27 protein-coding genes are annotated in these 24,173 nt (G+C 48.2%); 22 read left to right on the top strand and 5 right to left on the bottom strand.

The features are described 5' to 3' along the window. Positions 1-299: 299 nt before the first annotated feature. The 6 genes from EH243_RS18070 to EH243_RS18045 all read left to right on the top strand — a co-directional run bounded on the left by EH243_RS18070 (position 300) and on the right by EH243_RS18045 (position 4,609). Positions 300-830 (top strand): hypothetical protein, encoded by a 531-nt coding sequence (locus EH243_RS18070; RefSeq protein WP_126160061.1) that lies wholly within the window; start codon positions 300-302, stop codon positions 828-830. Positions 831-943: 113 nt separating this feature from the next. Then, positions 944-1,618 carry a haloacid dehalogenase type II gene (locus EH243_RS18065; RefSeq protein ID WP_126160060.1) on the top strand — a complete coding sequence of 225 codons (675 nt, stop codon included), beginning with the start codon at positions 944-946 and terminating at the stop codon, positions 1,616-1,618. 69 nt (positions 1,619-1,687) lie between these two features. Beyond that, positions 1,688-2,368 carry a glutathione S-transferase family protein gene (locus EH243_RS18060; RefSeq protein ID WP_126160059.1) on the top strand — a complete coding sequence of 227 codons (681 nt, stop codon included), beginning with the start codon at positions 1,688-1,690 and terminating at the stop codon, positions 2,366-2,368. 14 nt (positions 2,369-2,382) lie between these two features. Next, positions 2,383-3,249 (top strand): glutathione-dependent disulfide-bond oxidoreductase, encoded by an 867-nt coding sequence (yghU, locus tag EH243_RS18055; RefSeq protein WP_206441660.1) that lies wholly within the window; start codon positions 2,383-2,385, stop codon positions 3,247-3,249. 150 nt (positions 3,250-3,399) lie between these two features. Then, complete coding sequence (locus EH243_RS18050; protein ID WP_126160057.1) at positions 3,400-4,050, top strand: DsbA family oxidoreductase; 651 nt, start codon at positions 3,400-3,402, stop codon at positions 4,048-4,050. A 277-nt stretch (positions 4,051-4,327) separates the two neighbouring features. Beyond that, the gene (locus EH243_RS18045) at positions 4,328-4,609 is read left to right on the top strand and encodes a hypothetical protein (RefSeq protein WP_126160056.1); all 282 of its coding nucleotides are present in this window, start codon (positions 4,328-4,330) and stop codon (positions 4,607-4,609) included. A gap of 71 nt (positions 4,610-4,680) precedes the next feature. Here EH243_RS18045 and EH243_RS18040 read toward each other — a convergent pair whose 3' ends face one another. Beyond that, positions 4,681-7,083 carry a fatty acid cis/trans isomerase gene (locus EH243_RS18040; protein WP_206441659.1) on the bottom strand — a complete coding sequence of 801 codons (2,403 nt, stop codon included), beginning with the start codon at positions 7,081-7,083 and terminating at the stop codon, positions 4,681-4,683. A gap of 184 nt (positions 7,084-7,267) precedes the next feature. Here EH243_RS18040 and EH243_RS18035 point away from each other — a divergent pair, with 184 nt between their 5' ends. Continuing rightward, positions 7,268-8,188, top strand: a complete 921-nt coding sequence (locus tag EH243_RS18035) for a cation diffusion facilitator family transporter (protein ID WP_126160055.1) — start codon at positions 7,268-7,270, stop codon at positions 8,186-8,188. Positions 8,189-8,229: 41 nt separating this feature from the next. On the opposite strand, the gene EH243_RS18030 is transcribed toward EH243_RS18035, so the two are convergent. From EH243_RS18030 to EH243_RS18020, 3 genes are all read right to left on the bottom strand, one after another. Next, positions 8,230-8,829 carry a YiiX/YebB-like N1pC/P60 family cysteine hydrolase gene (locus tag EH243_RS18030; RefSeq protein WP_126160054.1) on the bottom strand — a complete coding sequence of 200 codons (600 nt, stop codon included), beginning with the start codon at positions 8,827-8,829 and terminating at the stop codon, positions 8,230-8,232. A gap of 282 nt (positions 8,830-9,111) precedes the next feature. Beyond that, complete coding sequence (locus tag EH243_RS18025; protein ID WP_126160053.1) at positions 9,112-10,032, bottom strand: homocysteine S-methyltransferase family protein; 921 nt, start codon at positions 10,030-10,032, stop codon at positions 9,112-9,114. 203 nt (positions 10,033-10,235) lie between these two features. Then, complete coding sequence (locus EH243_RS18020; protein WP_126160052.1) at positions 10,236-10,814, bottom strand: Maf family protein; 579 nt, start codon at positions 10,812-10,814, stop codon at positions 10,236-10,238. Between the two features lie 121 nt (positions 10,815-10,935). On the opposite strand from EH243_RS18020, the gene EH243_RS18015 reads away from it, so the two are divergent. The 15 genes from EH243_RS18015 to EH243_RS17945 all read left to right on the top strand — a co-directional run bounded on the left by EH243_RS18015 (position 10,936) and on the right by EH243_RS17945 (position 23,246). Continuing rightward, positions 10,936-11,451, top strand: coding sequence for a YceD family protein (locus EH243_RS18015; protein WP_126160051.1), 516 nt, complete (start codon positions 10,936-10,938; stop codon positions 11,449-11,451). 18 nt (positions 11,452-11,469) lie between these two features. Next, complete coding sequence (gene rpmF, locus EH243_RS18010; RefSeq protein WP_126160050.1) at positions 11,470-11,652, top strand: 50S ribosomal protein L32; 183 nt, start codon at positions 11,470-11,472, stop codon at positions 11,650-11,652. A 2-nt stretch (positions 11,653-11,654) separates the two neighbouring features. Continuing rightward, positions 11,655-12,692, top strand: coding sequence for a phosphate acyltransferase PlsX (gene plsX, locus EH243_RS18005; protein WP_126160049.1), 1,038 nt, complete (start codon positions 11,655-11,657; stop codon positions 12,690-12,692). Between the two features lie 101 nt (positions 12,693-12,793). Next, positions 12,794-13,726, top strand: a complete 933-nt coding sequence (gene fabD, locus EH243_RS18000; protein WP_126160048.1) for an ACP S-malonyltransferase — start codon at positions 12,794-12,796, stop codon at positions 13,724-13,726. A 25-nt stretch (positions 13,727-13,751) separates the two neighbouring features. Beyond that, positions 13,752-14,495, top strand: a complete 744-nt coding sequence (gene fabG, locus EH243_RS17995; protein WP_126160047.1) for a 3-oxoacyl-ACP reductase FabG — start codon at positions 13,752-13,754, stop codon at positions 14,493-14,495. A gap of 159 nt (positions 14,496-14,654) precedes the next feature. Beyond that, positions 14,655-14,888 carry an acyl carrier protein gene (gene acpP, locus EH243_RS17990; RefSeq protein WP_126160046.1) on the top strand — a complete coding sequence of 78 codons (234 nt, stop codon included), beginning with the start codon at positions 14,655-14,657 and terminating at the stop codon, positions 14,886-14,888. An 88-nt stretch (positions 14,889-14,976) separates the two neighbouring features. Beyond that, entirely contained in the window at positions 14,977-16,215 is a 1,239-nt protein-coding gene (gene fabF, locus EH243_RS17985) for a beta-ketoacyl-ACP synthase II (RefSeq protein ID WP_126160045.1), read from the top strand. Between the two features lie 38 nt (positions 16,216-16,253). Further along, the gene (pabC, locus tag EH243_RS17980; RefSeq protein WP_126160044.1) at positions 16,254-17,111 is read left to right on the top strand and encodes an aminodeoxychorismate lyase; all 858 of its coding nucleotides are present in this window, start codon (positions 16,254-16,256) and stop codon (positions 17,109-17,111) included. Beyond that, entirely contained in the window at positions 17,111-18,142 is a 1,032-nt protein-coding gene (mltG, locus tag EH243_RS17975) for an endolytic transglycosylase MltG (protein WP_126160043.1), read from the top strand. The genes pabC and mltG overlap by 1 nt, the downstream gene beginning before the upstream one ends. Positions 18,143-18,199: 57 nt before the next feature. Next, the gene (gene tmk / locus EH243_RS17970) at positions 18,200-18,835 is read left to right on the top strand and encodes a dTMP kinase (RefSeq protein WP_126160042.1); all 636 of its coding nucleotides are present in this window, start codon (positions 18,200-18,202) and stop codon (positions 18,833-18,835) included. Then, entirely contained in the window at positions 18,832-19,851 is a 1,020-nt protein-coding gene (locus EH243_RS17965) for a DNA polymerase III subunit delta' (RefSeq protein ID WP_126160041.1), read from the top strand. Before tmk ends, EH243_RS17965 begins: the two co-directional genes overlap by 4 nt. A 94-nt stretch (positions 19,852-19,945) precedes the next feature. Next, complete coding sequence (locus EH243_RS17960) at positions 19,946-20,296, top strand: PilZ domain-containing protein (protein ID WP_126160040.1); 351 nt, start codon at positions 19,946-19,948, stop codon at positions 20,294-20,296. Between the two features lie 18 nt (positions 20,297-20,314). Then, positions 20,315-21,100: a TatD family hydrolase gene (locus tag EH243_RS17955; protein ID WP_126160039.1), complete on the top strand. Its 786-nt coding sequence runs from the start codon at positions 20,315-20,317 to the stop codon at positions 21,098-21,100. After that, positions 21,100-21,999 carry a radical SAM protein gene (locus EH243_RS17950; RefSeq protein ID WP_126160038.1) on the top strand — a complete coding sequence of 300 codons (900 nt, stop codon included), beginning with the start codon at positions 21,100-21,102 and terminating at the stop codon, positions 21,997-21,999. The genes EH243_RS17955 and EH243_RS17950 overlap by 1 nt, the downstream gene beginning before the upstream one ends. Before the next feature lie 146 nt (positions 22,000-22,145). Continuing rightward, positions 22,146-23,246 (top strand): malate dehydrogenase, encoded by a 1,101-nt coding sequence (locus EH243_RS17945; RefSeq protein WP_126160037.1) that lies wholly within the window; start codon positions 22,146-22,148, stop codon positions 23,244-23,246. Positions 23,247-24,085: 839 nt separating this feature from the next. Here the strand turns inward: EH243_RS17945 and EH243_RS17940 are convergent. Further along, on the bottom strand, positions 24,086-24,173 hold an 88-nt coding region (locus EH243_RS17940), incomplete at its 5' end, for an integrase core domain-containing protein (protein WP_164549166.1).

Below are 24,173 nucleotides of genomic sequence, written 5' to 3'. Positions count from 1 at the left end.
AATCTACGGCACAGCATCAAAGTGCTAAGGGTGCGGCCAAACTGACTGACTTCTTTGCAATGGAGATAGCTAATCATCCATCGCTGAGAGATACAAGGGTGCGGTGAGGAACGAACCGCACCGATGGATTTAAACAATCAAAAATCCGAATCTTAATCTTCATTAAAATGATCATAAAGACAGCCGTAAATCGATTGTCTAATAGCTGATTTTTAATTTGAGCAATCGTTCATAAATCTCTTGATCGACCGTTCAAGTATGGTTATAGTTCTCTCACTGAATATTACTTAGAGAAATATATGCCTGCCATTAACAAAAAAGTGTCTGAAAAAGCTACACCAACGCCACAAGCGACGTCAGGTAGCAATTTTCAGCTGCAGTTCCTGCTTCTGGCGGCGATTCTTGGATTAGTGGCGGGTATTGTTTTTATCATCATTCAGCCGCTATTTGGCATGGATACACTCACGAGTCGTCATGCTGCTTTTTATCAGCAATTAGGCGGTTGGGGTAGTGTGCCAGCGGTTATGATCGCTTGGACTGCCCATTTGCTGGTGTCTATTTTTTATGGCTTGTTGTGCGCTATCTTGCTGTTGAACACTCTGCGGTTAGCGTTGATTGCACTGGGTACATTGCTGTTTACATGGATCACAACGGTGATCGCACCACCGGCTAACGCGATGATCGTGCAGTTGGTTTCGTTTCAACAGCTTCATAGTGAAAAACTGCCTCCTTTGAATTTCAGTCTTGACGTTAAATTTTTATTGCATTTGGTCTTCTTCGCCGCGATCAGTTTTGTCTTATACCTCTATGCTAAAAAAGCAAAACAGTAGAGGTCATAGGATTAAAGTAGTTCGACTATTCTTGGTCAACCCCATCAATAGTCCGCTATGCTGATGCTTTAAGTACGATGTATAGCTTACATAATAGTAGTGAGAGGTGATTCATGAAACAGACAACGATTTTATTCGACATCAACGAAACCGTTTTGAATTTGAATGTTTTAAGGCCTAAGTTTAAGTCAATATTTGGCGATGAATGTTATACCGATACTTGGTTTTCTATGTTGTTGCATGCATCGACTGTTTCGCTGATCACCGGCGTTAAGACTAATTTCGCCACCCTGTCTAAGATCATGCTCGAAGCCCTCGCAGGTAAGAAAGGTATAGCGCTATCGAGTGACCAAATTGATGACGTTGTCGGTGGTTTTTCCGGCTTGCCCGCACATTCGGATATCAAAACAGCGTTAGCGGCTCTGCGCTCAGCAGGGTTCCGTTTAGTGGCGTTCTCCAACTCATCACTGAATTTAATCAATAATCAAATTCATAACGCCGGTCTCGATAGCTATTTTGATGAGCTCATCAGTGTCGAAGAGGCGGGCACCTTTAAGCCTAGCCCCGCGGCATATGAATTTGTCGCCAGCAAGTTAGGGCAACCGAAGGATAAACTGCGACTCGTGGCGACCCATGATTGGGATATCCATGGTGCGATGAGTGCCGGTTTGCAGGGGGCTTATATCGATCGCTCCGGTGCGCCTTATCATCCGCTCTATATCAAACCCGATATTGAGGCTTCGACCATGGATGATATTGCCGCGAAAATTATTGCGACAGACGATTAATATTGATCGCCTGTTTAGAGTTAAACCGTTCAAAACAAATACAACCATCAATGGTAATAGGATAATAAAATGATTAAGTTTTACTTTCACCAAACGCCAAACCCCATGAAAGTTGCTCTGTTTCTTGAAGAAACGGGTCTGACGTATGAATTAGTCCCCGTTGATACCTTGAAAGGCGAGCAACATACGCCGGAATACCGCGCGATCAACCCTAACGGTAAAACCCCTGCGATTGAGGATGATGGTCAGCGTGTATTTGATTCTAATGCCATCTTGATGTATCTATCTGAAAAAACAGGGCTGCTGGCCGGTAAAGCCGAAGATCGCGGTGAAATGTTGTCTTGGCTGATGTTTATCGCCTCGGGTCTAGGTCCATTTTCGGGTCAATCTGTTCACTTTAGACATAAAGCGCCTGAGCAGGTACCTTATGCCATTAACCGTTATCTGCGCGAAGCTGAACGCCATTACGAAGTACTGGATGCGCATATGGAAGGTCGCGAATTTATCGTTGGGGATGAGTACTCAATCGCTGATATTTCTGCCTGGGGTTGGATTGATAAAGTGGCACCGGTATTAGGCGGCGATGGTTTAGATAGCTATCCAAATCTTAAGCGTTGGTTTGCTAGCATCAATGCGCGCCCTGCGGTAGAACGTGCCCGTAACATTGATAACGATATTGAATTTAAGTCTGATTTTGATGAAGTGGCGGCACGCGCACTGTTCCCACAAAACTTTGCTAAAAACACTTAATAACGTACGGAGTGATGAGAGTGGAAAACCAATATATCCCCCCCAAGGTTTGGGTCAATGATACCAGCGGTGCTAATAAGTGGGCTAATATCAACAGTCCGGAAGCCGGCGCTCGATTTGAAAAGACATTGCCCACGGGTGAGCACTCTCTTCAGCTTTACTCACTTGGCACGCCCAATGGCCAAAAAGTAACCATTATGCTTGAAGAGCTATTGGCTCTGGGTGTTAAGGACGCTGAATACGATGCTTTTCTGATTAATATTGGTGAATCAGAACAGTTTTCATCGGGGTTTGTCGCCGTTAACCCAAATTCAAAAATCCCAGCGTTACTGGATAAATCCGGTGATGAAGAGGTTAATGTCTTTGAGTCCGCTTCGATCTTGGTTCATCTCGCTGAGAAGTTTGGTGAGTTTCTACCTAAGAGCGGCGCGGCACGCACGCAGACCTTTAATTGGTTATTCTGGGCGCAAGGTTCGGCTCCTTTCTTAGGCGGTGGCTTTGGTCATTTCTATGCCTATGCCGATGAAAAGCAGGAATACCCAATCAACCGTTTTGCCATGGAAACCAAGCGTCAGCTCGATGTGTTAGATAAGCAGTTGGCAAATAACACCTTTGTCTCTGGTGAAGAATATACCATTGCGGATATGGCTATTTGGCCTTGGTATGGCAACTTGGTGTTGGGTAATCTGTACTCTGCTGCAGAGTTCTTGCAAGTCGATTCCTACCGTCATGTTGTGCGTTGGGCCAAAATGCTCGAACTGCGTGAAGGCGTTCAGCGTGGACGTTTCGTTAACTGTTCTTGGGGTGAAAGTTGGGAACAAATTCCTGAACGTCACTCGGCTAGCGATATCGATAAAGTACTGGCGTTAAAACCTGCGTAAATTGCTTTAACAGCATAAGTGGCGGATGTTTGGCATCCGCTACACCTCTTTTTTGGCTATTGTTCATCACGATCAAGCGGATGATGGGTGACGGCTAGTGTCTACTGACCAAGCTGTCAGTCGACTCATTCTATAACCTGGACTCTTTATATGAACGATATGATTAAGCTAGATATTATCTCTGATGTGGTATGCCCATGGTGCATCGTGGGTTATAAGCGATTAGAGGCGGCCATCAACGAGTTGGGCCTGCAAGATCGGGTTGAGATTGAATGGCAGCCCTTCGAACTGAATCCCGATATGCCCGCAGAAGGTGAAGAGCTGCGTGCCCATGTATTGCGTAAATACGGTGCGAGCCGTGAAGACAGTGATAAAGCACGGGATAATATCAGTGCCCTAGGTGCAGAGTATGGCTTTGAATTTAACTATTTTGAAGAGATGAAAATAGTCAACACGCGAGCGGCTCATCTACTACTCGATTTTGCCCATGAGCAAGGGTTGCAGCATGCACTCAAGCAGCGATTATTCGCAGCCTTCTTTAGCGAACAAAAAGATGTATCGGATCGTGCTGTGTTGTTGGCTGAAGCGCAGGCGGTTGGTTTAGAGCTCGAGGCCGCCACGATAGCCTTAGATGATGTAGAACGTCTTCATCGGGTTGTTAATCTAGAACAGCAGTGGCAGCAACAGGGCATTTCAGGGGTGCCAACGGTGATCTTTAACCGCACCAGTGCTCTGACCGGCGCACATCCACAGAGCACCTATAAAGAGGTGCTGCAGGAACTCGCTGCAGATCTTGTTTAGTAGTTCCGTTATTCAATACAAGCCGCTCCCGATAGTGGCTTATGCTAACCGAACTTTCGAGAGAGCGGCCGTTGGTTGCTCTAAGTTTCTTATATGACCATCTTGCGTGGATGAGAGCCCTCATCCTCATCTTATTCTTTCGCTATTGAAAACAATTAGTTGTGCTTATGTTAATCAGATGCAATTGAGTGCATGATGCTCCTATGGTTGATTCAGCGGTCTTCTGTCTAATAAGCATCCGCTGGTTTAATAATGATGGCTATTGTGAGGAGTGCACATGAATCTGGATAAAGCGAGAAGTCGCATTGCCAAGCAGGTTAAGAAAGTATCTAAAGGCTATCCGCAGATTGCGATTAAGTATTTCGGGACAGCCGACTGTGCTACGCAGGTGATGGTTGAGTTTATCGAAGAGGAGGGCGCGCAGCCTCAATCCCAAACCTTTGAGGGCACCACCGATGTACGCAAAGATGAGGTGATTCAAACAACGCTGGTTAAGATCATCGAGCGGGCCAATGCGAATACAGTGACTGAAGTGACGGATGTTGCTCCGATAGCGTAGCGCTGCCAGCACGCCCTTTGGTCTTTAATCAGGCGGCTCTGGCTGAGCCGCCGGTTTATGCTGTTTCCGTGTTACCAGTGTCCATAACGGTTCATATCATATACCCCAGCCTGTAGTGGGTTAGTTTTCTGCATATACTCTTTGAAGCTATGAAACAGCTCCCAGAAATGCGGATTCATCCGACCAACACCCCAGCGTTTAATCCACTGTTCGAACTCCTGCTTCGAGTCGATGTTGCGTAACTGAGCAACAAACTCATCCACTTCGCTAAGGTTCATCTGCAAAATTAGGTTGGGATAGCTGCCGATCGGGGTCGGCATAATGGTTAAGCTATCGAGGTTTTCTTGATAGCGTAAGGATTCCCCTAATAGATAGGCGACACTGCTATGGCGGCGATTGCGTAATAGCGTATAAGCTAGAAACTCAGTCTCATCGGACTGTTTCGCGGATTCATTATCAAGATTGATACGAATAAAGCTGACCTCCGGTAACCAGCGAATAGCGGTTAGTTCAGAAGCAGGCTTTGCTGCGATCTGACTAAAAGCTAGATTGATCGCTGCGTTAGGCGCTTCGGTGGATTGATCGCACTGAGTGCAACGGTTAATCAAATCTTTATTGCCGGTTAGTGTTGGATATTTATTTAACAGGGTTTGTAGGAACTCCTGTTTCGGATGACCGCTATGATAGGCGATAGCGCTTGGGGTATCGCTATCGAGAGGGTGGTAGCTGATCTTAGTTTTTAGCTTAGCAGTGGATTGATACCAATCAGCATAGATTGTTTGTCGCGCCTTTGCTGGCATAAAACGCAGAAAATTAGTCTCAGAACCATTACGGATTAGATCAAAATAGAGTCGGGTTTGTGCTTGGTGAGAGACACTTCCGAACACATCAAAATTGACGACCAGTTCATAGTAGGTGCGTTCCAGCAATGGATAACCCATCACCCAAGCGGTGAGTGGTATTTCACCCTGCCAACCCTGAGTAACCGAAGCGCTGTTGTGATGTCTAAAGACGGTTAAAAAGGCGTTGGTGTTGGTTTGTTCGCCGCCCCAAATCTGGTCCAATGAAGCGCCTTCGGGGAAGGTCTGTCGATAGGCTTTCTCTCGTAGGCTTAAATAGTGATTACGATCATCGCTATAGCTAAGCCATTCGCTACCAAATTTCAGCAAAGAGGTTTTTTCACCGGGTAAGCCAAGGTAGGGGTTAACGCTTGCCTGATAAGCGTCATCGTTGGTGTAGTGCTCCAGTGAAGGGTTTTCAAACATCACCCAAAACTGGTCGCGAATCACATTGGTGGCAATTTGCCCACGGCAAACCGGCCCGCGGATAAAGTTGCGTACAAAAAATTGCGCATCATCAAGGAGGAAGCGATAGCGAAGCTTGGCGGGAATTGCCGCAAAGGTGAGAAAGGGATTCGAGCGGTCGGCGAACTCATAGCCGGGTAGTTCGGTCAGGTTCCAATCGATTTCGGCAAACAACTGTTGGTAACGTTCGAGTCGGGCGGTATCGAAGCGATAGGTAATATGGGTTTTATGAACAATGGTCCCGGCAATGGGTATTAGGCGGTAATAAAAGGCTCTGTCTGCATCATCATTAGGCCGCACGGTCGGGACAATAACCGGCGCTTCACCGGCGGGTGTGTAGGAGCGAATCAACTGATAAAAAGGCATCTTGCTAGGCTGAGCAGTATCTGACGATGCTTGTAGATAAAGGTGGCCTAAGAAGAGGTGTTCATAGAGATAGCGGGCGAGTAACTGAGAACGTTTATCCGATCGATTAAGCCATTTTTCCCAGCGGTTGATCAGCTGTTGATCTTCTGTGCTGATATGAGTGGAAGATAAATCGATTTTAGCGCCCTGTGTTAACCAGGTTGAAAGGGTTTGGTATTCCTGTTTCGTGAGTCCCGAAACGGCTAGGGGCATACCGCCATGGGGAAACTGCTCGGCATAATCATTAAACTCACCAGGAGCAGGGCAGCTGTTCACACGATCAAAGCCGAGCTCTATATCATCGGGTACTGTTTCGCCCGTTGGTAGCGGGCTGTTATAGCCTAGGTCTAGCATCTGCTGCATTAGCGGAAGGCTTTCATCTTCGTTATCTCCGTAGCGGGATAAGACCGAATAGAATCCTTTTTGGCGCCACTCTGATGGCGTTTGTGCATCAACATAAAGGCGTGTCGGCGTGGTATCGCTTAGCCGTCCGCCATCATAGACGCGCAGGGTTGACGCTCCCCGTTCAATGCCATGATAGGATTCCATTTTCAGCTGACAGGGTGCATCATAACAGGCGTGGCATGCTAGACACTTGGTATCCAGTATTGGGCGAACGTCGTTAGCGAAGCTGTACCTTTGTTCGGTGGAGACGATGCGAGGGTTCATCTCTTCGTTTTGTTTATCTGACGCCGAGAGAAAAAAGATCATCCCCGCAATAAGAAAAATACTTACGTAGGTTTTACCCTGTATTGGTTTTTTCATTTGCGGTGCTGCGCCAGTGTCTTTAAAAAACCAGAGTAACAAATACCGCTATGACTTAATACCACAGCCTAGCTGTGTGAGCCGGCCTCGAAGTAGAGGTGAATTAGGCGTTTTAAGCCCGTACTAAGACATTGCAGCTTCAATATCACGACAATCGATCTACCTTGATGAGCGCAGGAAGCCTATGAGCCATAATCACAGTCATCATGTTACTAATTACAACCGCGCCTTTGCGATAGGCATTGCGCTCAATATTATCTTTGTTGTGATTGAATCGGTCTACGGAATCTTGTCCGACTCGTTGGCATTGATCGCAGATGCAGGGCATAACCTGAGCGATGTGTTTAGTTTGATACTGGCCTGGGGTGCCAGTTATCTAGCGAGTTTGGCCGCCACCGAAAAGCGCACCTACGGCTTGCGTAAAGCACCTGTTTTGGCATCGCTCGGTAGTGCTATTTTACTGTTGATTGCGCTCGGTGGTATCGCTTGGGAAGCCATCAATCGTTTTGCTAATCCCGCCCCCGTCGAGGGCATGACGATGATTGTGGTTGCGGCAATTGGGGTCGTTATTAACGGATTAACCGCTTGGCTCTTTTTTAGTGGTCAGAAGGATGATCTGAATATCAAGGGCGCTTTTCTGCATATGGCGGCCGATGCCGTCGTCTCGCTCGGTGTGGTGGTTGCTGGTGTGTTTGTTCTCTTCAAAGGCTGGTTGTGGATCGATCCCGTGATTAGCTTGATTATCGTGTTGGTGGTTTTGCTGGGGACGCTCAGCTTGCTTAAGGATTCAATGAACTATGCCCTTGATGCGGTCCCGGACAGCATCGATATCGTGGGGTTAAAACAATATATCACTGACTTAGAATCAGTTGAGCGGATTCATGACCTCCATGTCTGGCCTTTAAGTACCACTGAAGTTGCGCTCACCGTTCATCTTGTCGTGAATGATACAAAGCTGAATAATCATCTGTTGCGGCATTTACAGCAACACTTTCATGATCATTTTGATATAGCCCATGCCACTATTCAGATCGAATCCGCCACGGATGAGCAAAGCTGTATGCTCGATAGTTTGCACCAGACCGAGCATGATCATCACCATTAAATTTAGTGGCTAGACACCTGCTGCCGGTTGCTGATTAAGGGCTATACGGTTGTGAATACCGTATTAAGTTGATCATCGGTGATCTGGCTAGCAGGTGTTAGGGTTTTACGCTGCCATGGAATAAAGCCTAAGAACCAACAGCGCCAGAATCTAACCGATGCTTGCGGATTTTCTTGTAATAATTGTTCTAACGTTTGTGCCTTGCCTAATTTAATATTCAAGGCGTCTTTGTAAACCAAATGAACAAACTTAGAGCAGAACTGACGTTCTGACTCAAAATCAAAACCTAGATGATAGAGTTTGTTGCTCAATTTATTGGCGAGCTTTGCTGACGAGGCTTTGAGTTGGTCAATGTCGGCGGCGCTCAGGGGTTGCTTAAGACGACGCACCATCACTTCGCCGTTGCAGGTGCGACTCAGAAACTTACCCAGCGGAGTTTTACACACTACCGGCACTTTGCTTTCAATCACAAACCACTGATTATCTTCTTTAATGGCGAAACCGACATGTGAACTCCAACTGCCGGTACCCTTAGCGACCTGCTTATAGAGAAAGGCATCAATGGAGATGAACAGAATATCGCCTTCTTGAAGGGTATTGATAAGTCTTTGTTCAAGTGTGTTGTTTGATGGCTGTGTCATGTTAACTCCGTTCGACAATTGAGTGCTGATCTGTGTTTCGATGGCAGTGATTGTGTCGAAAGGGGGGAGTGTTAGACATGCTTGCCACAAAAGTATCGTATGTTGATACCTTGCGGTTCGTATCGGCGTTATTGAAGGTTGTTATCGCAAGTGCAGTGAGGTGGAGGCATTAGGTTGATGTTTCAAAGTAATCCAAAAGCCGGTCGATAAAGACCAGCCCTGTTGTTATCTATCTATTTAGTTTTTTCTCTTTGGATGCGTCTCTTTAGATGGGCCTCTGTTCTATCGGTTTAGTTTTTCGCTCAAAAGTTGAATATGCTCTGGGCCGATGCCGCAGCAACCGCCGATCAATTCTGCTCCCAGTGCATGCCATTGCTGCGCCCATTGCAGATAGCTGTCTGGCGTTAAGTCATTGCGCATCTCATTGAGCATATCATTTGCTTTAGCTTCCTTCGGTTGCGGAGGGAAAGCATTCGCATAAGCGCCTATTTTAATCGGTTTTGTCTGAGCTGCTGATCTCTGTGCCAGTGCTTTCTTGGTCAGTTCGATAGCGTCAGTAATCACCTCTGGTTGGCTGCAATTAAATAGGATTGCATCAACACCCGCATCCAGTACGGCGTGAACGGCATCAGTCAGGGTTTCACCGGAGCGCAGCAGCGGCTGCGCGGTTGGTATTGCATCTTCTAGGGTAAACGAGACCCAGTAGGGTTTGTGCTCGGTATCAATGCGGTCGACCAGTGATTTAACCCGTAAGGCTTCTTCGATGAGGCTCTGTGTTTCATTCAGCCAGATATCGATATGTGGGTTTAGGGCAGTGATAAGTGGCAGGGCAATACTGTCGGCACGCTCTGGCTGATAGAGATCTGCGCGGTAAGAGCCAAACAGTGGCGGTATCGACCCTGCGATTAAGATATCTTGCTTGCCGGTTTGCTTCACGGCCTCGCAGGCAACTAGGGCTGATTGCTCGGCCAGCGCTGCGCCACGTGCTTTAAACCGCTCTTCACCGATATGGAAAGGCACCAGCGCATAGCTATTGGTAATAATGACCTGTGCGCCAGCATCGATATACGCCTTGTGGACGTCTTTAACCATCTCAGGCGCTTCCATCATGGCCAGGGCCGACCATTCAGGTTGTTTGAAGGGCGCGCCGCGACGTTCAAGCTCTCGGCCAACGCCTCCATTCAATATTGTGACTTTATTCATGCACGTTATCTCGTGAATTCAACATTGAGGCAATTCTAACTTGACCAAAAAGGTATACAAGTTTTTATCCTTAATAACATGAATCAGTGATCTCGATGCTGCTATGCAAGGACAATACTTTTAGCCTTCCATAGCAGGCAGTTCTCAGTAGCGGCATCGCCGGTTTAATCTCAGCGCTTGCAGCTACAACACCTAGCGGTGCTTTAGAGTGTATTGACCCCTTGGTTTTCCAGCATTTTGATTAAGCGAATCAGTGGTAGGCCGATCAGTGTATTTGGATCATCTCCCTCGAGTTTTTCAAATAGGGCAATACCTAACCCCTCTGATTTAAAGCTGCCAGCGCATTGGTAGGGCTGTTCAGCCTTTAAATAGTTGTTTATCATCGACGGGGTTAGTTGGCGAAAATGAACATGAAATGGAACGACAGCGGTTTCGCACTCACCGGTATGGCTATTTAATAGGCTCAGGCCGGTAAGAAACGTTATCTTTTGTCCCGAAGCATCCGATAACTGTTGGAACGCGGTCGCATGATTGCCCGGCTTGCCGATGGTTTCGCCGTTGATGATAGCCGTTTGGTCCGAACCGATGATTAGCGCAGCAGGAAAGCCCGCTTGCAGTGCTTCGGCTTTTTGCTGGGCGAGACGTGCAACATAGGCCTCGGGGGTTTCCGATTCGAGACGCGTTTCGTCAATGTCGGGAGAAATCGCTGTATAGCTAAGGTTGAGCTTATCCAACAGGGCTTTTCTAAAAGGTGAGCTGGACGCTAGAATTAGCTGAGTCATGCCTTAATTTCTCCAAAATGATCAGGGTTAAGTTAAGTTGCAGATATTAGCTTGTTTTTTTAGCTTTTAAAGCCTTATTTCCTTTGACAGACGGTGTTTTGATCCCTAGAATTGCGCGCTTATGTCGAACGCCCCATTACCAAAGAAAATTGACCCGCGTAAGCTTGCTGACCGGGGAGTACGGATACAAGGTGACGTTGAGTTTACTCTTCTGCCGAATCTGGTCACAATGCTGGCCGATAAGCAGGGACAAGCATCAGTTGATCTGCAGTTTGATACTGATGAATTGCGCATCCGTACAATTAAGGGCACTGCTGACGCCAAGGTATTTATGACCTGTCAGCGCTGTCTTGAGCCAGTTGAGATCGAAGTCGAAGCTAAGTTCAATTTGGCTGTCGCTCCAACCGAGGAGCATGCTAAAAATCTGCCCAGGTACTATGATCCTTTGATTGTAGCGGGTGATGATCTGGAATTGTTTCCAATGGTCGAGGAAGAGTTAATTTTATCGCTTCCTATCGTGCCATACCATGACGATTGCAGTGTGCAGACATCCTTCGGTGACGAGGTGACGACTGACAATGAAACTGATAAACCGAACCCTTTCAGTGTATTAGCCTCACTGAAGGCTGATAAGTGAAATAGGAGCTATATACCCATGGCAGTACAAAAGAGCAAAGTAACTCGTTCACGTCGCGGTCAGCGTCGTTCACACGATGCACTGGGCAACCCAACTCTTTCAGTAGAAGTAACCACTGGTGAAGTTCACCGTCGTCACCACGTAAGTGCTGATGGTTTTTACCGTGGTAAGCAGGTTGTTGCACAACAAGACGACGAGTAAGATTGTCTGACAGCATTTGCATCGCGGTTGACGCGATGGGCGGGGACTTCGGTCCCCGCGTTGTTATTCCCGCCTCAGTTGATGCGCTAGCGCGTCATTCTCGGTTGACCCTACAGTTAGTTGGTCAACAGGATATCCTTACCCCTCTGTTACAGCAGTCTCTCGCTAAACATTCAGATAAAGCCCTATCTTCGCGTATTTCAATCATCAACGCCGAAAAAGTCATCGGTTGTGATGAGCGGCCTTCGTACGCCTTGCGTAAGCGTCGTGATACCTCAATGTATCGTGCCATTGTGCAGGTTGCCGAAGGGCAGGCGCAGGCTTGCGTGAGCGCCGGCAATACCGGTGCCTTGATGGCGCTTGGTCGCTTTACGCTTAAAATGCTACCCGGTATCGACCGGCCCGCTATTATTACCGCTATCCCTTCCGAGGGTGGCGTGAGCTATATGCTGGATCTCGGCGCTAATGTCGATTGTAGCGCCGAACATCTATTGCAGTTTGCCATTATGGGTTCGGTGATGACCAGTGCCGTTGAGGGTATTGCAGAGCCACGTGTCGGCTTGCTGAATGTCGGTGCTGAGGAGATTAAGGGGAATGAGCAGGTTAAGTTGGCGTCCCGCTTGATTCGTGAGCATGGAGGCTTAAATTATCAGGGCTTTATCGAAGGTGGCGACATCTTTACCGATAAGGTAGATGTAGTGGTTTGCGATGGCTTTGTCGGCAATATTGCCCTAAAGAGTAGTGAGGGTGTGGCAAGGCTGATGGCGCGACAGTTACAGCGTAGCTTTAGCCGCTCGCCGTGGCGAAAGCTGATGGCGTGGATGGTGAGTCCGATACTAAATGAGTTGCAAGCCCATATTGATCCTGCCCGCCGAAATGGCGCCAGCCTGTTAGGTTTACAAGGCATTGTCGTCAAGAGTCACGGCTCGGCGAATCGAGAGTGCTTTGGTTATGCTATCGATCAAGCGGTCGCCGAAGTGATCATGGATGTGCCCGGCAGTATTAATCGCCAACTTGAGTCACATATCGCGGATGTTTGATGGAAATGCTTGATCTTTAAGACAATCATTTTAATTCATGGCGAATCCTGTAAACTACGCTCTTTAAATTGTTATGCGTTTATCTGTATATTGAGGTAAGAATGCCACAACCCCTCGCTTTTGTTTTCCCCGGTCAGGGCTCTCAGCATCTGGCCATGCTAGCCGAGCTAGCAGCTGAACACGCTATTATTCAGGATACCTTCGCCGAAGCCTCGCAAGTGCTAGGATATGATCTCTGGGCACTGACTCAAGACGGCCCTGAGGCTGACCTTAACCAAACCGATCGTACACAGCCCGCATTACTGACTGCAGGTGTCGCTTTATGGCGTCTGTGGCAGCAGCAGGGCGGTGCCATGCCTGCGGTGATGGCAGGGCATAGCTTGGGCGAGTATACTGCTTTGGTTTGTGCAGGTGCGATCGATTTTAAAGATGCGGTCAATCTCGTTAAGTTACGTGGTGAATTTATGCAGCAAGCCGTGCCTGCGGGTACGGGTGCTATGGCGGCGATACTCGGCTTAGCCGATGATGCCATCGCGGCGGCCTGTGAAGCGGCAGCGGGTGATGAGGTTGTATCACCGGTTAATTTTAACTGCCCAGGACAGGTTGTTATTGCAGGCAATAAAGCGGCGGTTGAGCGGGCGATGGAAGGCTGTAAAGCGGCGGGTGCTAAACGGGCTATCCCGTTGCCAGTAAGTGTGCCGTCTCATTGCGTATTGATGAAGCCAGCCGCTGAGCAAATGCAAGCTGCACTCAAAAATATTGAGATTAAACTGCCGGCGATTCAAGTTATTCAGAATTTCACAGCTAAAGCGGCTGATAGTGTTGATGAGTTGGTCGATAATTTATTAGCACAGCTGTATAGTCCTGTTTTGTGGACTGATTCAGTACAAAATATGCTTGAGCAGGGCGTTGAACGCACTGTTGAATGCGGGCCTGGTAAGGTGCTGTCAGGGCTGAATAAGAAAGTTCAGCGTAGTCTGGTAGTTGCTGCGATTAATGACCCTGCAGGTCTTGAGAAGGCGCTGAGCGCTTAATCTCTGAATTTAAAGGAAACAGATTATGAGTATCGAAGGCAAGGTTGCGCTGATTACGGGTGCTACTCGGGGGATCGGTAAAGCGATTGCGCTGGAGTTAGGGCGTCAAGGCGCGGTCGTAGTGGGTACCGCTACGAGTGATAATGGTGCGACTTCCATTACCCATTACCTCCAAGAAGCGGGCGTAACAGGCGCAGGTTTCTGTCTAGATGTAGGTTCAAATGAATCGGTTGGCGCGGTCATAAAAGCCGTGCAGGATCAGTTTGGTCCTGTCGCTATCATCGTCAATAATGCGGGTATCACCCGTGATAATATCATGCTACGGATGAAAGAGGACGAATGGGATTCTGTATTGAATACCAATTTAACCTCTGTTTATCGGATGGTGAAAGGTTGTTTGCGCGGCATGACGAAAGCGCGCTGGGGCCGAATTATTAATGTTTCATCAGTGGTTGCCTCTATGGGTAACGCTGGGCAGGCAAACTATGCTGCCGCTAAGTCGGGTATGGAAGGTTTCAGTCGGGCGCTGGCCCGTGAAGTCGGCTCCCGCAATATCACAGTCAACTGTGTAGCGCCTGGTTTTATCGATACGGATATGACCAGTGGGTTACCGGAAGAGCACAAACTAGCTTTGCAAAAACAGATTCCAATGGGTCGCTTAGGGCAGCCTGAAGAAGTCGCCGCTGTTGTTGGTTTTTTAGCCAGTGATGCCGGCGGATATGTGACCGGAGACACGATTCATGTCAATGGCGGCATGTATATGTCATAAAGTTTTGCCTGAGGAATTGTTTTTTCTGTCAAAGTGTTGATAATGAGCCGCAGCTCACTGGAGAAATATCGCCGTCAGGCTTGATCCATAGCGGCGGATTCTAATAAAATCCCTGTTCACATCTTAGGGTGTGGATGTCGATAAATAATAGGAAGAGTTATGAGCAACATCGAAGATCGCGTAAAGAAAATCATTGCTGAACAGCTGGGTGTTAAAGAAGAAGAAGTGACTATTGATGCTTCTTTTGTTGAAGACCTAGGTGCCGACTCTCTGGATACTGTAGAGCTGGTTATGGCTCTAGAAGAGGAATTCGAAACTGAAATTCCTGATGAAGAAGCAGAGAAAATCACCACTGTTAGACTGGCAATCGATTACATCAACGCACATCAGTAATCGACTCAACCAGATTACCGAGAAGCCGCAACTATAGTGATATAGTGCGGCTTTTCTTTTGTTATACCGGTAAACTAGGAGGATTTTGATGTCTCGGAGAAGAGTTGTTGTCACTGGCTTGGGTATGCTAACCCCGGTTGGTAACACTGTCCAAGAGACATGGACCAGTATTCTTAACGGTAAAAGTGGTGTGGCTAATATCACTCACTTTGATACGACGTCGTTCGGTACTCGTTTTTCCGCCCCGATTAAAGGGTTGGATCTAGACGGTTACATGAGCTCGAAAGATGCTCGGAAAATGGATCTATTCATTCAGTACGGTATGGTGGCAGCTATTCAGGCTGTTGAAGATGCCGGACTGTCCGTCACCGAAGAGAATGCGCCCCGTATCGGTGTAGCAATTGGTTCGGGTATTGGTGGTTTGCCAATGATTGAGGCAACCCACGATACGCTTAACAAGAGTGGCCCTCGACGGATTTCACCATTCTTTGTTCCCGGAAGCATCATCAATATGATCGCTGGTAATTTGGCCATTAAATATGGTTTCAAAGGGCCAAACATTGCGATTACTACGGCTTGCACGACCGGTACTCATAATATCGGCTTTGCAGCGCGGATGATTCAGAACAGCGATGCGGATGTGATGATCGCTGGCGGTGCCGAGATGGCAACGACACCTCTGGGTGTGGGTGGTTTCTCTGCAGCGCGGGCGCTATCAACCCGTAACGATGATCCTCAGGCGGCGAGCCGTCCATGGGATCGTGATCGTGATGGTTTCGTGCTGGGCGATGGTGCTGGTGTTGTAGTGCTGGAAGAGTATGAAGCGGCTAAAGCCCGTGGCGCCAACATTTATGCAGAACTGGTTGGTTTTGGCATGAGTGATGATGCTTATCATATGACCTCTCCGCCAGCCGACGGTACTGGAGCTGCATTGGCGATGTCCAATGCCGTCAAAGATGCTGGCCTTAATCCTGATCAGATCAACTATATCAATGCCCACGGTACGTCTACGCCGGCGGGTGATATTGCTGAGTCCAATGCGGCTAAATTAGTATTGGGCAATGCGGCTGACGCTGTACGGATGAGTTCGACGAAATCGATGATCGGCCATTTGCTGGGTGCAGCAGGCGCTGTTGAAGCGATCTTCTCTGTTCTGGCAATTCGCGACCAAGTCGCACCTCCAACAATCAATTTGGATAACCCATCCGAAGGTTGTGATCTGAACTACGTACCTCATACTGCTCAAGAGGCGGTTATTGAGGCTGCGGTATCTAACTCTTTCGGTTTCGGTGGTACCAACGGTACCCTAGTATTCCGTAAGATCTGAGCCTGCGGGTGTGCTATTGGCACACCCGTTGTCTTTTTATGCGGCCTTCGCTATTAATCAATGGTTTATCTGAACACACACTTCCGGTTGCCGACCGGGGGCTTGCCTACGGCCATGGTTTATTTGAGACCATTGCCCTCAATGGTTCAGAGCCTACCGCCTGGCAAGCACACCTCGAACGCTTGAAGGCCGGTGCAAAGCGCCTTCATATTCCGTTGCCCGATAACATCGATCAATCCTTGCAGCAGGATTTACAGACACTGCTTGCACCGCAAGTATCACCCACTCAGCGACAGGTGTTGAAAATCACCATTACGCGGGGCTGCGGTGGCCGTGGTTATGCTGTGGATGATACGGTGCCGATCAATCGTATTGTGCAGCTCAGTGAATTCCCTAGTTACCCAGATAATCCAGCGCAGCAGGGGATTACCACCCGACTTTGTCAAACGCGACTGGCGATTGCACCTCAATTGGCGGGTATCAAGCATCTAAACCGTTTAGAGCAGGTATTAGCGCGAGCTGAATGGTCAGCAACTGATATTCGCGAAGGGTTGGTGCTGGATGCTGAGGGTTATCTGATGGAGGGCACGATGAGTAACCTGTTCTGGTGTAAGAATGGCGTTCTCTATACCCCCTCGCTAGATCGTTGCGGTGTTAAAGGCATTGTTCGCCAGCGGATAATAGCGCTGGCCGAAGAGAAAAACATAACCCTGCATACGGGGCTGTTTACGGCTGATGTATTACAGCAGGCGGATGAAGTTTTTCTCTGTAATAGTATTATTGCGATTTGGCCGGTGATTAAATGTATTATGACCGATCAATATCAGCCGGAATGGTCTATCGGCCCGATCACCCGAGATCTGCAGTCTTTGTTGGCTGCTGAAGGAATTTTTTAGTGCGTAAAGTTATTATCTCCTTTCTGATTACATTGGTGGTTATCGTTGCCCTTGCTTATGGGGGCTGGCGATCGCTGCAATCCTATCTCGATAGCCCGCTTAATCTATCAGAATCCAAAGTGGTAATGGTCGAGCCTGGTAGTAGTTTTCGTCGCTTTGCGGGTCAACTGGCCGCGAAAGGGATATTGGATAAACCCGATTGGTTCTCATTTTTTATCCGTTTAAGAAAAGTAGGGCATCTGCTCAAAGCGGGGGAATATGAACTCGTACCTGGCACAACCCCAAGAACCCTGGTGCTTCAATTAATCGAAGGGAAAACGCTAGCCTATAAGTTTACCGTTATTGAGGGTTTAACTTTCAAGCAGTTACGGGAGTCTCTTGAATCTAATTCTTCTATCAAAAATACCTTTTCTGGTAAAAGTGATGCTGAGGTGATGACCGCCCTTGGTCTTGAGGGCAAGCATCCTGAAGGGATGTTTCTGGCCGATACCTATCAGTTTCATCGCGGTATGAGTGATTTAGATCTGCTGCAACGGGCCCATACGCTGTTACAGTCAGAGCTTGATAACGCCTGGCAGGGCAAAGCCAAAGACCTGCCGTATAAGTCCGCGTATGAGGCGTTAATTATGGCCTCTATTGTTGAAAAAGAAACGGCGCAAATTTACGAGCGTCCTATCATTGCGGGTGTGTTCGTGCAACGTTTGAAAAAAGGGATGCGGTTACAAACCGACCCTACCGTGATCTATGGCATGGGGGATCGTTATCAAGGTAATATCCGTCGTGCGGATTTACGTAAACCGACCCCTTATAACACCTATACCATTAACGGCTTGCCACCCACGCCGATTGCGATGGTTGGGCGAGATGCTATTCATGCCGCATTGCACCCAACGGAAGGCAAGTGGCTTTATTTTGTCGCTAAAGGCGATGGCAGCCATCAGTTTTCAGCCAGCCTTAAAGAACATAATAGAGCCGTGAGAGAATACCAGCTGCGCCGTCGCAGTGATTATCGTTCGAGTCCTGGGGAGTAGTGTGGTTAAACGTCACGCTAAAATTGACTATTCATTGGATAATGTGAGTTGAGAAACATGAGTTCAGGCCGTTTTATCACACTCGAAGGCACCGAAGGCGTTGGTAAATCAACCAATCTACGCTTTATCGAATCGGTATTGCAGCAGCATCAGATCGACTATCAGTTAACCCGTGAGCCCGGCGGTACGCCTTTGGCCGAAGAGGTCCGAGAGTTACTGCTGGCTAATCGTGATGAAGTGGTCGCCGATGATGCGGAACTCTTGTTGGTATTTGCGGCGCGGGCACAACACCTTGAAAGTGTTATCCGTCCGGCGTTAGCGCAAGGGCGCTGGGTGTTATGTGATCGCTTTACCGACGCCACCTTTGCGTATCAGGGCGGTGGCCGTGGCCTTAGCAAAGAGATGATTGGCTCATTAGAGTCGATGGTGCAGAGAGGCCTTCAGCCCGATCTAACCATTCTGCTGGACCTTCCGGTTGAGATCGGGCTGGCAAGAGCGCGCATGCGGGGTGAATTAGACCGGTTTGAGAATGAGCAGATGGATTTTTTTGTGCAAGTTCGCGATGCGTATCTGGAACGCGCCGCGGCGGATCCTCAGCGTTTCGCGGTGATCGATGCTTCGGGTACACTTGAACAGGTGCAGGCGCAGATTGCTAGCGTATTGGAACACTATCTTCAGGAGCAGGCTCAGTGAGCGATGAACTCTGGCAAGACCGGCCTATGGTATTGCCTTGGCTGAAAGGGCGCTGGGAGTATCTTCTCGAACTAAAAGCACACAACCGCTTTCCCCATGCGTTACTCATTAATGGTCCAGAGGGGCTTGGTAAGGCTTGTTTTGCCCTAGCGCTGGCAAACTATGTGCTCTGTCGTGAGCCTCATAACGGAGCCGCTTGCGGCCACTGTCGTAGCTGTGAGTTGACCGAAAGTGGTGGTCACCCAGATCTATATCAGTTGAAACCGGAAGAGCCCGGCAAGCCGATCAAGATCGATCAGGTGCGTGAGCTCACCGCGTTTATTTACTCCACCGCACAGCAGGGCGGTTATCGGGTAGTCATTATCGATCCCGCCGATAGCATGAATATTAATGCCTCGAACGCACTGTTAAAAATGCTTGAAGAGCCGGGGGCTAACACCTTAATCATGCTGCTGACGCATCGGCTCGGGCAGATGCTGCCCACGATTAAAAGTCGTTGTCAGCGGGTCGATATGCCGCCGGCCGACGTAGCATTGGCGACACAGTGGGTCTCCACTCAGTTAGAGGTCGCCCCTGAAGAAGCCGCGCAGTTGCTGGTCATTGCCCATAATTCACCGCTACAGGCGCTTGCCTATAAACAGGAAGACCTGCTTGGTTTACGGGCTAAAGTCTTAAAAGGGTTGGCGGATATTCTTAAGCAGCGCAGTAGTCCGATTGAGGTGGCACAATCACTTTATCGGGAGGATCTTGAGTTGTTGCTAGGCTGGATCTATAGCTGGGTGGTTGATATTGCACGCTCTACTGAAAATAACGCTGATCCAGATCTATTGCGCCACACCGATGCCCGTAATATGCTTTTAGCCTTGGCGCGAAAGGTGAGCCATCATCGACTTTACGCCTTTGCTGATCAGGTGCAGGCGGCGAGGAAAGATTTGATGTTTCGGCGCAACCCCAATAAGCAGTTGCTGATGGAAACGATTTTAAATGATTGGCGTTTGCTGCTAAGACCTGACTAACTGAACCGTCAGGATATACAGCAGCGCCAAGCAATAGTACTATGTAGCAAGTCTGATTTAGGATGTAATAAGTACGAGGGAGGCTATACGGCCCATGTCAGTTGTACCCCGCATGAGTCACGGGATTTTATCCCTGGCAATTGAGAGCAAGGAAGACCTCTATAAATCCTATATGCCGTTTATTAAGAACGGGGGATTATTTATTCCTACGACTCGAACCTATCAGCTTGGCGAAGAAGTCTTCATGCTGCTGAGTTTGATCGATGAAACCGATAAGATTCCGGTCACCGGTAAAGTGGTTTGGGTCACACCTCGAGCGGCACAAGGTGGCCGAATTCCCGGTATCGGCATTCAAATGTCTCAGGATGACGCTACGCTGATTTCTAAGATTGAAAACTATGTCGCGCCCCTGATGAATACGGGCAGACGTACCAATACCATGTAATTCTGAGTTATACCTCCCATGTTTGTAGATTCCCACTGTCACCTGGACAGACTGGATCTGTCTGCCAGAAATAATGAGTTGCAAGCGGTTATGGATGCGGCGAAGGCGAAAGATGTCTCCCGCATGCTCTGTGTTGCGATCGAACTGCAACAACTTCCCGATATGTTACAGATGGTAAAACGTTACGATAACGTGTTTGCCTCTGCTGGGGTTCATCCCTTGCATGTTGTCGAAGGCATGCCAGAAATAGCCGATCTGCTCGGTTATGCTGCCGACCCAAAAGTCGTTGCGCTGGGCGAAACCGGCCTCGATTACTTCTATCAAAAAGACAGTATCGAGTTGCAACAAGAAAGCTTTGTGCGCCACCTTAAGGCATCGGCAACCTCTCGCTTGCCGGTGATTGTGCACACCCGTGATGCCCGTGAAGATACCCTAACGTTACTGCGTCAGCATGCAGACCCCACGGTGGGTGGCGTGTTGCACTGCTTTACCGAAAATTGGGCGATGGCACAGCAGGCGATGGAACTGAACTACATGATCTCTTTTTCCGGCATCATTACCTTCCGTAATGCTGCCGAGTTGAGAGAGGTGGTGCGCCAAGTACCAATGGAAAACCTGCTGATTGAAACAGATTCTCCTTATCTGGCACCGGTGCCTTATCGCGGTAAACCCAATGAGCCACAGTATGTGGTCGAAGTTGCACAATGTGTGGCGGACATTAAGGGTCTGCGTATCGAAGAGGTCGCTGAGATAACCAGTGATAACTTTGATCGGATGTTTAATAAAGTCACTCAGGCAGGGTAATGTATAACCAGATGCCAATCAGTTATATTGAGCCGGTGTATCGGCCGCCCAGTGAGGCTAACTCACTGATTCTGCAAGTCACTAATGGCTGTAGCTGGAACCGTTGCACCTTCTGTGAAATGTATATCGATCCGCAGAAAAAATTCAAACCCAAAAACGAAGCACAACTGCTCGAAGAGATCCGCCGTTGTGGTGAACAACTCTCCGGTGTTCGACGGGTCTTCCTCGGCGATGGCGATCCGATGGTGCTGTCGTTTCGACGTTTAAAAACGATTCTTGAGGCGATCCGTACCCATCTACCGAGTGTAACGCGGGTGTCGACATACGCCTTGCCGTCAAATCTTAAACACAAATCGGTTGCTGAGCTGCAGCAGTTACGGGAGCTGGGGCTAACGCTCATCTATGTCGGCGCAGAAAGCGGTGACGATGAAATATTACGCTGTATTGATAAGGGCGAAACCTTTCAAACTACCGCCGAATCTCTGTTAAAAGCCAAAGAAGCGGGCATTAAAACGTCGGTTATGCTGATAAACGGCCTAGGCGGGACGCGAATGAGCAAGCAGCATGCGCTGTCCTCTGCCAAACTCATTAACTTGACGCAGCCTGATTACCTAGCCACCTTGGTGCTTTTTTCACGGCGGGGCAATCAGCGAGTGGAGCAGGGGTTTGGCGGTGAGTTTACCGCGCTCAATCAGCGGCAGCTATTTGAAGAGATGGAGTTATTTCTATCCCACCTTAAGTTGCAGAAAACTATTTTTCGCAGTGATCATGCATCTAATTTTTTAGTGCTGAAAGGGGTGCTTAATCGTGACCTTGAAACGATGCTCAAACAACTGCGTCGCGCTATCGAAACCCCCGATCGGGTGTTTCTTCGTCAGGATGATCAACGGGGTTTGTAGCTACACCCAACTGACACCCCAAATCTAACCCGATACTTAAGCAGCATAAGAACTGCTGCGGTAGTCGTAAATACATAGTAAAGCCCTTACTTTATGCTTTGCCTCAGCAAGTGTGTCTACAAATTCATAATAAGAAGGAATGAAAAATGAGAAGACCTGTCCGTATTGCGGTAACGGGTGCCGCCGGTGCCATTAGTTACAGTTTGTTATTTAAAATTGCTGCCGGTGAAATGATGGGCAGAGATCAGCCTGTTATTCTGCAGCTGATCGAGTTGCCGGGGGCGATGGAGTCTTTGCGTGGCGTGGCGATGGAGCTGGAAGACTGCGCTTATCCATTACTGCACACCATTACCCTGCACGATAATGTTGAAGAGGGCTTTTGTAATTGCCACTATGCATTATTGGTGGGAGCGCGTCCGCGTGGACCGGGTATGGAGCGTAGTGATCTACTGGAAGTGAATGCCGAAATTTTTGCCCGCCAAGGTAAGGCATTAAACGATTTTGCCAACCGCGATGTTAAAGTGCTGGTGACCGGTAATCCTGCCAATACCAATGCGTTGATCGCTAGCCGTAATGCGCCGAATCTAAGCCCCTCTCAGTTTACCTGTCTGACTCGTTTGGATCATAACCGTGCTAAGGGGATGCTCGCTAGCCAATGCGGTGTGACCGCCCGTGATATTCAGAATATTATTATCTGGGGCAACCATTCGCCGACGCAGTATCCCGATCTACACCACGCCACGGTATTCGGCTCGCCAGCCATGGGGCAGATCGATACCGCTTGGTATCGTGATGAGTTCATTCCTCGGGTGCAGGAGCGGGGAAGTGAGATTATCAAAGCGCGCGGGTTGTCGAGTGCGGCCTCAGCAGCCCAGGCGATTGTTGACCAGATGCATAACTGGTCACAGGGAACCGAGCCTGGAGAAATTGTCAGCATGGGTATCGTCAGTGACGGCAGCTATGGCATTGAGAAAGGTATTTTCTTCTCTTTTCCGGTGCGTTGTAACTATGGCCGCTATCAGATCGTGCATGGGCTGGATATCAGTGACTTCAGTCGTAAGCAGCTAACCGCCACTGAGCTTGAGTTACTGGAAGAAAAAGCCGTGGTCAACCACCTGCTACCAACCGAGACAGAAGAGTCACATATGAATCTGACGATCTGCTTGAAATCCGGCGTCACCCTCTATGCCGATGGCACAGGACCGGCGCCTGAAAGTAAGTTTTTGAATAATAGCCGAGTACTTTAACTTAGGCTTATTCAGAATCCCGATGTTGATAGCCCTGCTAGAGTAAGCTGCTCTAGCAGGGCTTTTGTTAAGGTTAAACGATGGTTGTAGTGGTCAACTAAAACTGGCCACCGCTTTAGAGGTTTATATGAATTTACCGATCAGGTTGCGCATTTAATGCACGAGGGGTTGTGTAGCAGTTGTTCAACAACTAGCGCCAGTCTAACGATTCAGGAAAATGCCGATCCGAGCGCTCAGTACGCCTTAACGAGCTAACCTCATCGTCTCGCCCCTGAATACCGACCGGTCAGATCAAATGTCGATCGATATTCTAGCTATGTAGTCATCCAATAAATATTGTTCATGCTTGTCGATGTTGTTCACGATGCCATTCCATAAGTCGAAAGGTTTGCTACGGTACTTGCACAGTTCAGCAAAGCATATCTTCCCTTCTTCAAATTTACGTATTTTTTCGACAGGAGCGTATGCTCCTTTTAGCTGTATATCGTACGAATCAGCTATCTTAAGAATTGCGCGTAGGTGTATCCGCGCTTTCTGATAATCCCAACATAGTACTTCACATCCATGATATGTATTAAACTCAATCCCGCCTTCTTCTCTAGATGTTTTATAGGCCAAGGCTATGGGTAGATTAACGGTATGTATATCAAATTTTCTTAGGTTAATATTTTGAGGGGCAATTAAATATAGGAATCTTAAATGAGTATCCGACTTAAGTAATTGGATCGAATGGATCTGGTCTTTTATATCTTTAGTTGTGCATCCATAGGTGCCTATATCATTCGAAAGTGACGTGTCACGGTAATCCTCCCCTTTTTAATAGGCGCTAAAAGTAGAAGTTAAGCGACCATCAGCGGTGGTTTACCACCGTTGGCTTTATGGGGTCGCTCATGATTGTAAAACCATAACCAGCTTGTTGCATAGTCT

It is taken from the genome of Amphritea opalescens (assembly GCF_003957515.1).
GTDB classification, from domain to species: Bacteria; Pseudomonadota; Gammaproteobacteria; order Pseudomonadales; family Balneatricaceae; genus Amphritea; species Amphritea opalescens.
The sequence above is the reverse complement of the archived record's forward strand: the minus strand, read 5'-3'. Positions and strand labels throughout refer to the sequence as shown.